Below are 305 nucleotides of genomic sequence, written 5' to 3'. Positions count from 1 at the left end.
ATTTTGCTCTAAAATCGCAGTGATTGACGCTTGCTCAGTATCATAACGATCAAAACCCGGCTCAGAAACAAAACGATTTGATGGAATTTTGCCGTTTTCGTTTTCTAAAATAGTGCCTGAGTGGGGTAAGAACGAGGTACTCGTGCCTGATTCATTCTTTTGCCAATTAGTTAATAGTGTTATTTTTGTATCATCAGTGGCGTACCAGGTTAATGATGGAGAAAACACAATACTGTTATCGGGTACATAATCAGTTTGCGTGTCACTATCACGCCATAAACCAATTACTCGCCCTTGTAATGATG

1 pseudogene is annotated in these 305 nt (G+C 39.3%); it reads right to left on the bottom strand.

Features of this window, described 5'->3' with window-relative positions:
- Window positions 1–305 (bottom strand): annotated as a pseudogene (locus ACTJJ7_RS28145) (TonB-dependent siderophore receptor); the annotation flags it as partial.

Source organism: Phyllobacterium sp. 22229 (assembly GCF_052056495.1).
In the GTDB taxonomy this organism is placed as follows: Bacteria; Pseudomonadota; Alphaproteobacteria; order Rhizobiales; family Rhizobiaceae; genus Phyllobacterium; species Phyllobacterium myrsinacearum.
Note: the sequence above shows the minus strand (reverse complement) of the source record. Positions and strands in the feature narration are given on the sequence as shown.